Origin of the sequence: Bradyrhizobium sp. R2.2-H (genome assembly GCF_004346455.1) — a bacterium.
GTDB classification, from domain to species: domain Bacteria; phylum Pseudomonadota; class Alphaproteobacteria; order Rhizobiales; family Xanthobacteraceae; genus Bradyrhizobium; species Bradyrhizobium diversitatis.
The window spans coordinates 153,772-161,872 of the sequence record NZ_SMBR01000017.1 but is presented as its reverse complement, the minus strand read 5'-3'; the positions used below and the strand labels follow the sequence as shown (position 1 = coordinate 161,872).

The 8,101-nt window shown below is 60.5% G+C and carries 7 protein-coding genes and 2 pseudogenes; 5 read left to right on the top strand and 4 right to left on the bottom strand.

Features of this window, described 5'->3' with window-relative positions:
* From EDE08_RS33145 to EDE08_RS39285, 3 genes and pseudogenes are all read right to left on the bottom strand, one after another.
* A pseudogene (locus tag EDE08_RS33145) lies at positions 1–305 on the bottom strand (hypothetical protein); the annotation flags it as partial.
* Positions 306–524: 219 nt separating this feature from the next.
* A complete protein-coding gene (locus EDE08_RS33140; RefSeq protein WP_131873337.1) occupies positions 525–1,589 on the bottom strand; it encodes an SDR family oxidoreductase in 1,065 nt (354 codons plus the stop codon).
* A 149-nt stretch (positions 1,590–1,738) separates the two neighbouring features.
* Positions 1,739–1,855 (bottom strand): annotated as a pseudogene (locus tag EDE08_RS39285) (tyrosine-type recombinase/integrase); the annotation flags it as partial.
* A gap of 512 nt (positions 1,856–2,367) precedes the next feature.
* Between EDE08_RS39285 and EDE08_RS33130 the strand changes: the two are divergent.
* Complete coding sequence (locus EDE08_RS33130; protein WP_131873342.1) at positions 2,368–2,781, top strand: cupin domain-containing protein; 414 nt, start codon at positions 2,368–2,370, stop codon at positions 2,779–2,781.
* A 615-nt stretch (positions 2,782–3,396) separates the two neighbouring features.
* On the opposite strand, the gene EDE08_RS33125 is transcribed toward EDE08_RS33130, so the two are convergent.
* Positions 3,397–4,176 carry an IclR family transcriptional regulator domain-containing protein gene (locus tag EDE08_RS33125; protein ID WP_207913162.1) on the bottom strand — a complete coding sequence of 260 codons (780 nt, stop codon included), beginning with the start codon at positions 4,174–4,176 and terminating at the stop codon, positions 3,397–3,399.
* A gap of 111 nt (positions 4,177–4,287) precedes the next feature.
* Here EDE08_RS33125 and EDE08_RS33120 point away from each other — a divergent pair, with 111 nt between their 5' ends.
* The 4 genes from EDE08_RS33120 to EDE08_RS33105 are packed head-to-tail and all read left to right on the top strand — an operon-like array spanning position 4,288 to position 8,018.
* The gene (locus EDE08_RS33120; RefSeq protein WP_131873344.1) at positions 4,288–5,544 is read left to right on the top strand and encodes an aromatic ring-hydroxylating dioxygenase subunit alpha; all 1,257 of its coding nucleotides are present in this window, start codon (positions 4,288–4,290) and stop codon (positions 5,542–5,544) included.
* Between the two features lie 10 nt (positions 5,545–5,554).
* Positions 5,555–6,025 carry an aromatic-ring-hydroxylating dioxygenase subunit beta gene (locus EDE08_RS33115; RefSeq protein WP_131873346.1) on the top strand — a complete coding sequence of 157 codons (471 nt, stop codon included), beginning with the start codon at positions 5,555–5,557 and terminating at the stop codon, positions 6,023–6,025.
* A complete protein-coding gene (locus EDE08_RS33110; RefSeq protein WP_131873348.1) occupies positions 6,022–7,011 on the top strand; it encodes a PdxA family dehydrogenase in 990 nt (329 codons plus the stop codon). The genes EDE08_RS33115 and EDE08_RS33110 overlap by 4 nt, the downstream gene beginning before the upstream one ends.
* Positions 7,008–8,018, top strand: a complete 1,011-nt coding sequence (locus EDE08_RS33105) for a 2Fe-2S iron-sulfur cluster-binding protein (protein WP_131873552.1) — start codon at positions 7,008–7,010, stop codon at positions 8,016–8,018. The genes EDE08_RS33110 and EDE08_RS33105 overlap by 4 nt, the downstream gene beginning before the upstream one ends.
* Positions 8,019–8,101: the final 83 nt, after the last annotated feature.

The following is an 8,101-nucleotide window of genomic DNA, read 5'->3' as shown; positions in this document are numbered from 1 at the left end:
AAGGTCGGGATCATCACTTTGAGCCGCTTGCCGCACACCCGATCCGACGCCTCCCACAACGCCGTCAGCGCGTCCTTGATCGTCGCGCCATATCTGCGTCTTCGCTTTCTTGTTGCCTCGACCTCGCCCGGTCCAACCGTCTCGCGTCGCCGGAGCGCCCGCACCGCATGCTTGCGATGCCAGCCCGTCGTCGCGCACAGCTCGTCGAGGATCCGTCCCTTCTCCGCTCGTTTGGCCGACCGGTAACGCTCAGTTACCGCCGACACCACCTCGCGCCGCGCGCCCATGCTGATCTTTCCCGCCATAGACGCCACCGAACCAATTCGATGGCATCGACCCAATCATCGGCGAGAAGTTGTCCAGTAACATTCTGGGTGAGGCAATGCGCCCCCATCGGCTTCCAACATTGACCCCACTCACGATGTATTTTTCGGCGACTGTCCAAGGGCTTCGTCATTACTCGCCGGGGTCAACCTTCAGCGCCGATAAGGGGTCAATCAGCGCGCCGAATGACACCGCCTCGCTCACGGTATGATTCGCTTCTCTCGCAGAGCCGTGAACAGGTCGAAGAAACTTTCGTCCGTCGACTGATAGTCGAGGAACCCCAGCCGACGACTCTTGCCCATGTCGGTGACAACCTCGATCGGTCGACCGAGGTCCCCATCCGTGTGCCACGCAGACACAAGCCGGTTGAGATCCGGTTCTGCCAAATGATGCTTCCGGGCGATGTCGGACCAGATCGGGCGGGCGTCGCTCATCTGTCGCTCAAGCGGATTGGGCTCATTCGGAAACGGTGCTGGCTGCAGTCCGAACCAACCCGCCAAGCGCCCCCACATCCACTTCCAACGGAACACGTCCCCGTTGACAACATTGAAAGCCTGATTGCGGGCAGCATCTGTCATGGCCGCCCATTCCAGATGTCTGGCCAACAGTCTGGCGTCCGTCATATCGGTTAGTGCGTTCCACTGAGTTGCAGAGCCTGGAAACAGAAAAGGCCGTCCGATTTCGCGGCAGATCGTAGCATACGCAGCGAGCGTTGTGCCCATGTTCATGGCATTCCCGACGGCATAGCCTATGATCGTATGTGGCCGGTGAATGCTCCAGCTGAAGCCGTCTCGTTTCGCTGCCGCGAACACCTCATCTTCCTGGGCATAATAGAAATTCTCGGTATCGAGGCGAGGCTGGTCCTCTCGAAACGGCGTGGCAATCAAGCTACTTTGACCATAGGATTCGAACGGCCCGAGATAGTGCTTGAGGCCAGTTACGAGTGCGACGTGCCTGACCGACGCGGCAAATGACAATGCATCCAGCAAGTTACGCACCATCGCAGAGTTGATCAGGATATTCTCCCTCTCTGTTTTCTGTCCAAGCCACGTGGTGATGAAAACATGCGTGGGACGCAGATCGCGCAGCGCCGATCCGAGGGACACCGGATCCAACAGATCAGCGGCGATCGGCAACATACCGGGGAGATCAATTCCTGGCCTGCGTGCAAGCCCGTACACTGACCACCCGCGCTCCAGGAGATGTCGGCCAAGACTATTGCCCACTATGCCAGTTGCTCCTGCGACAAGTGCTGCACGTTCCATCTTCGGACCCTTCGCGATCCATCGGAGATATGGCGCCGATTGGACGCGAGCAATCCGAATCTCTGTTTCGTGATGCTGCGAGTTTGTCCTGTTTTGGCCCCGAGCGGGCATAAAACGTAGGGCAGAGCATGTCAGCTCCGCCCCGCAGTTCAGACGTCGACTTGCTCTGCTATTGCGAGCGCATCGTCGACTTCAATTCCCAGGTACCGAACAGTACTCTCCATCTTGGTGTGCCCCAGAAGGAGCTGCACGGCTCGCAGGTTGGCACCCTCGCGCCGAATGTGCGCTGTGCTCCAAGCGCGATGTCGGCGCTGTCCGCGAGCACGACGACATCCTCCAGTGGAGGGCTGTCGATCACGCCACGGAACGCCGACTTCGCCCGCAAACGAGCCTATGTTGGCGGAGGAGGCGCGTCCCAGAAACGAGTGCCGCAAAGGGAGAGCGACTACAGCTCGAAGATTGAGTCTATGCCGGTCTAAAGGAAAATCACCTCTCGCCATGGAGTCGATAGCCGACGTTATCGGGAGTAGCTGAGAGACGTTTGGCACCGCTGCGGAGGGAGTGTGGTGTTCCGTCTGCGAACACACGCCCGAGCGGAACTCTTGGCAACTGCGAAGCGATGTTCACGTGCCTGCGGCCGTCATAACGCGCGGCTACCGAGTTCATGGCGTGACGTCATTTCCAATTCGCGGCGCGCAATTCCATGTTGACCAGCGTGAGCGGCAACCTTTCCCGTCACACCGACCCCCGAAAAGGGTCCACAATCAGGAGGCTACAAATGTCAGTAAAGCAGCCGGTTCTCACGCCGCCCCGCGGCGGCGAGACGGTGACCTCAAGCGGGGGCTCGAGCGTCGAGATGAAAGTGGAGAGCAGCCAGACCGGAGGCGAATATGGCGCTGTCCTGTACACGGTGCGGGCCGGGGAGGAGCCGCCGCTGCACACGCACTCGCGGGAGGACGAGCTGCTCTACGTGGTGCAGGGGCAGCTAATCGCGCGGGTCGGCGATACCCGCGTCGAGGTGGGGCCGGGCGCTTACGCGGCTCTTCCCCGCGGTGTGCCGCATACAATCGAAGTGGTCGGCGACCAGGCGACCCTGCTGCTCAGCTTCGTGCCAGGTGGGCTGGAGCGCTTCTTTGTCCCCCGGAAAGGCGAGCAGCCCGATCCGGCCGCTTTCGGCCTGACGTTCCCTTAGGGGAGGGGACGGCGGGGCGCGGCGTTCGCGACCGTGCGGCCGCTCGCGCCCGGGTTCCGGCCGCACGCGACCGCGCCAGACGTTTGATTCCACGCGCCGGCCCGGTGCGTCTAACGGTCTCCCGGCTTCAGATCAGCTAGCGCATCGCTGCGGTGGTGAGGCGACAACAACGCCTCGTCGTCTGCAAGGATTCCGCTTTCGCAAGAGCGCGGATATCGCCGGGAACTCCTGGCGGTTGGCTCGGCTACTCGCGTGTGGTCAGAAAGAACGAAAGCGAAGACAAACGTCACGCTCACATCGCCGTCGAGAACGCGGACGCGAAAGCAATCGCGAGCGCTCGGCGGAGAAGGGCAAGAGATCGACGTGATCCGATTGTTCTTCCGGCAATGTCGCGATAAGCAAGTGCTCGCACTTTGACGTTTGTTGAGGTGCGGCCGATGCTTATGATCAATCAATGCGCGATCCTGCGGGACGTCGCCGTTCACAGCCGGGTGCAATAAACGATCAGTGCGGCCGGGCCGACGTTGGTCCAGACGATTATCAGGACCACATGGACCAAGGGTTCGCGGGATCGGTCACGTATCCGTCGCTGGACGAATGACGGGCTGAATTGCTCTAGCACAGCTCTTTCAGCGGTTGTGCGATCTGGTTTGCACAGTTAAGCAGCACAGGCAGCAGACGTTTTCGCAGATCGCTGACTTTGACTCGGGCCGAAGCCGCACTCACGCTGACCGCGGCAGCGATGTCGCCGTGGGCGACAAACACCGGGACGGCCATCGATCTGATTCCTGGCGCCAGTTCCTCGTCGCTGATGGCATAGCCGTTCTTCGCGGCAGCCCGAATCGCAGACAGAATGTCCGGGATGGTGGTCAGTGTCCGCGGCGAGCGGGCAGTCAACGGATGCCGGCTCAGGCGTCGCGTGATGTCATCATCGGTGTCGCTACTGAGCAGAATGCGGCCCGTCGCCGAGCAATAGAGCGGCAAATAGGCACCGACGCGAACGCCGGTCTGGACGTAGTGCTCGGCTTCCGCGCGCGCGACGAAGAGCGCTTGATCGTCGTCTAGCACTGCCAGCGAAACCGACTCCGCGACTTCGTCGCGGGCGCGCTCCAGGAGCGGCTGCGCGATTTGCACAAGTTTGTCGCGCCCGGACATCATGCCGCCCAGCCGACGCAGGCGAGGCAGTGGGCGGAAATCTCGTCCCGACAGTTCCAGGTAATTCAACTCGACCAGGGTGAGAAGGCATCGACGCGCTGCTGCGCGTGTGGCGCCTGATGCGCGCGCGGCGTCGGCGACACTCATCATCGGGTGAACCGAGAAAGCCTCGATGATCGCGAGGCCTTTTGCGAGCCCCGCCATTCCTTCACGTTTCTCTTTGGCTTCCGCGATCGTCATAGCCAAGCTCCGCCTTGACAGCCCGTTTAGAGCAGATCAAAGTGTTCGAAATATAATCAGTTGTTCGATATTCGAACAAATCGAACGCGATGTCAAGCGTGAGGAGCGCCGATGAACAAGATCGTTTTGCCGCCGGAACCAGCGAATCCGGTCAACTGGCCGGAGGGGCTCACACGCGTTCCATATTGGGTGTTTCAGAATCAATCGGTTTACGCGGAGGAGCAGCGCAAGATCTTCCAAGGGCCGAATTGGCATTACCTCGCGCTGGAAATTGAGTTGGCGGAGCCCGGCGATTTTCTCACCACGCACATCGGCGACACGCCGGTGATCGTCACCCGTGACACCGATAATGAAATCTACGCGTTCGAAAACCGCTGCGCCCATCGCGGCGCGCTGATCTGCCTGGAAAACCGCGGCAAGCATCGCAAGGATTTCAGCTGCGTGTATCACGCCTGGAATTATGACCCGCAGGGCAACCTGACAGGCGTCGCTTTCAAGGATGGTATCAAGGGCAAGGGCGGCATGCCCGATACGTTCAGGATGGCGCAGCACGGTCCGCGCAAGCTCCGCATCGCGATCATTGACGGCCTGATCTTCGGCTCATTCTCCGAAGACGTGCCATCGATCGAGGAATACCTCGGCGAGGAGATCATGAACCGCATCGAGCGCGTGCTCGGCGGTCGCACACCCGTGGTGCTCGGACGGTTCACTCAAGTGCTTCCGAACAATTGGAAGCTCTACATGGAGAACGTCAAGGATTCCTATCACGCCAGTATCCTGCATCTCTTCTTCACGACGTTCGAATTGAACCGGCTGTCGATGAAAGGCGGCATCATCGTTGATGAGAGTGGCGGGCATCACGTCAGCTATTCAGCGATCGATCGTGAGGCGGACAAGGACGTCGACTACGCCAAGCAGCAATTGCGCTCCGAGAGCGAGTACAAGCTCGCCGATCCGACCTTGCTGGAGAGCTTCGACGAATATCACGACGGCTGCACGCTGCAGATACTATCAGTGTTTCCGACCTTCGTGCTGCAGCAGATCCAGAATGCCATCGCGGTGCGCCAGATAGTGCCGCGCGCGGTCGACAGAACCGATCTAAACTGGACCTATCTCGGCTTCGCCGACGACACGCCCGAACAGCGCCTGACGCGCATCAAGCAGGGCAACCTAGTTGGCCCGGCCGGGTACATCTCGATGGAAGACGGTTGTGTCGGTGGCTTCGTGCAGCGCGGCATTGCCGGCGCAAGCGACGATTATGCCGTCCTCGAAATGGGGGGCACCGATGCCAAGGGGAGCGAGAGCCGGGTGACCGAGGCGTCGGTACGTGGTTTCTGGAAGGCGTATCGCGCCAACATGGGAATCTGAGGACTGGACCATGAGTGGCAACTCTCTGCAATATATCACGAAGGCGCTGGCCGATTACGCCCGCTGCATCGACGATGATCGTCTCGAGGATTGGCCGGGACTGTTCCACGGTCCGTGCTTGTACAAAATTACCACCGCATCGAACTATCGCGACGGGCTCGAGGCGGGCATCGTGTTCGCCAACACGCGCGGCATGCTGACCGATCGCGTCTCCGCTCTACGCGAAGCCAACATCTACGAGCGGCAAAGCTATCGCCATATCCTTGGCCTGCCATCGATCCTCTCGGAGGAAGGCGCGATAGTGAAGAGCGAAACGCCCTTCATGGTGGCGCGCATCCTGCAGGACGGCGATACGTCGATTTATGCCACCGGCCGCTATTTTGATGTCTATGAGATCGCGAACGATACAGCGCAGCTACGCGAGCGCACGGTGGTGTGTGACAGTTCGCGGATCGACACGCTGCTGGCGCTCCCGTTATGACGCCGAAAGCCGTCGCGCTGACCATCGGCGATCCCAACGGCATCGGCCCAGAAATCGCCGTAAAGGCCGCGGTGCTGTGCGCGGAGGCACAGCCCGAATCGCGTCCGATCTTGGTTGGCGATGAGCACGTCATTTCTTTCTATACGGACAAATTCGCGCCGGGCCGGCCGCTGACGCAAGGTGGGAAATCCACTGACAAGCGGGCGCTGCTTTATCATCCCGTTAAGGCTTTGGAAGCCAAAGCCTTCCAGCCGGGACTGGGATGCGCGGAGGGTGGCCGTGCGACCGTCGCTTATGTCGAGGCGGCGCTCGACCTCATGACCATCGGGCGCGCCCACAGCGTCGTGGCGTGTCCGCATTCCGAGACCAACGTGAACTCCGCCGGCATCAAGTTTACCGGCTATCCCAGCCTGTTGGCGCGGCTGAAGAAGGTGCCGGAGGATGAGGTGTTCCTTATGCTGGTCGGCGCTGGCTTGCGCATCGTTCACGTGACCTTGCACGAGCGGCTTTTCGACGCCATCAATCGGATCACGCCAACGTTGATCGAGCGTGCCATCCGCACAACGATCAACGCCTTGCGAAATCTCGGCATTCCGCATCCGCGGCTTGGCGTTTTTGGCATCAACCCCCACGCGGGCGAAGGCGGTCTTTTTGGTGATGATGACGACCGTATCGTCAAGCCGCTGATCGAACGGCTGAAGGCGGAAGGCGTCAAGATCGAGGGGCCGGTGGGCGCTGACCTGATGCTTGGTCATCAAGGCTTCGATGCATTCGTGGCGATGTATCACGATCAGGGACATATCCCGATCAAGCTGCTGGCCGGCCGGAATTCGGCCGCGATGACGATCGGTGCCGGTCTGATGTTTTCAAGCGTCGGCCACGGCAGTGCCTTCGACATTGCAGGCAAAGGCATTGCAGATCCGACGCCCGTCCTGCGTTGCATTCAGCTCGTCGCAGGTGCCAACCAATTCAAGGAAACGGCATGACACACACAATCGCGATCGAAGACGCCGATATCAGCTTCACCTGCAACGACGACGAGACCATCCTCGTCGCGGCGGAGCGCGCTGGCTACACGATGCCCTACTCCTGCAGGAAGGGCGTATGTGCCTCCTGCGAAGGGTTTTTGAGCAAGGGCGACGTCAAGCAGCGCTCGAAGGAAATGACAGGCCCAACCGGCAAGGTCCTGTTCTGCACGGCCACCGCCAAGAGCGATCTCACGATCCGGCCGCGACGGGTCCAGCGCCACGATCCGTTGGCGCGGAAGAAAATTCAGGCGCGGGTCTTCCGCATATCGCGCCCGGCGCATGATGTAGCCATCCTGCAATTGCGCTTCCCGGCCAGCATTCGCGCCAAGTTCAAGGCCGGGCAGTATCTGCGCATTCGTACGCCTGATGGCGACGAGCGCAGCTTTTCAATGGCCAATGCGCCGCAAGAGAGCGACGGAGTGCAGTTGCACATTCGGCACGTGCCTGGCGGCGCGTTCTCCGAAAAAGTGCTGGCGTCCCTACGGCTCGACGACAAGCTCGAGATCGAGGTGCCGTTCGGCGATTTTCGTCTGCGGGAAGACGACCAAGCGCGTTACGTGTTCGTCGCAACCGGTACCGGCTTTGCGCCCTTGAGATCGATCCTTGATGACATGATCCGGCGGAGGCTCAATCGCGAGGTGCGCTTCTATTGGGGCGGACGCAGCGGGGCCGATCTTTATCTCGCGGAGACCTGCGAGAAATGGGAAAGGCGCTATTCGTGGTTCACGTTCGTTCCGGTGTTATCCGAGCCCGACGCGAACTGGAGGGGACGTCGTGGTCTAGTGCACGCTGCGGTGCTTGAGGATCTTCCCGATCTGTCAGACCGGCATGTCTATGCTTGCGGCAATCCTATGATGATCGAGGCCGCGCGCAATGAATTCCTGGCGCGCGGTGGTGTGCACAGGGACCGCTTCTACGCCGATGCGTTCGTGCCAAGTGGATCTTCCGACCCAAACCAGGCTTAGGTCCTGCAAATCGCAGTCTGACCATTTACGTACCTTCTTCGTGGCTGCGGCGCGATGCGATCGCTCCACTATCGCCAACTCAA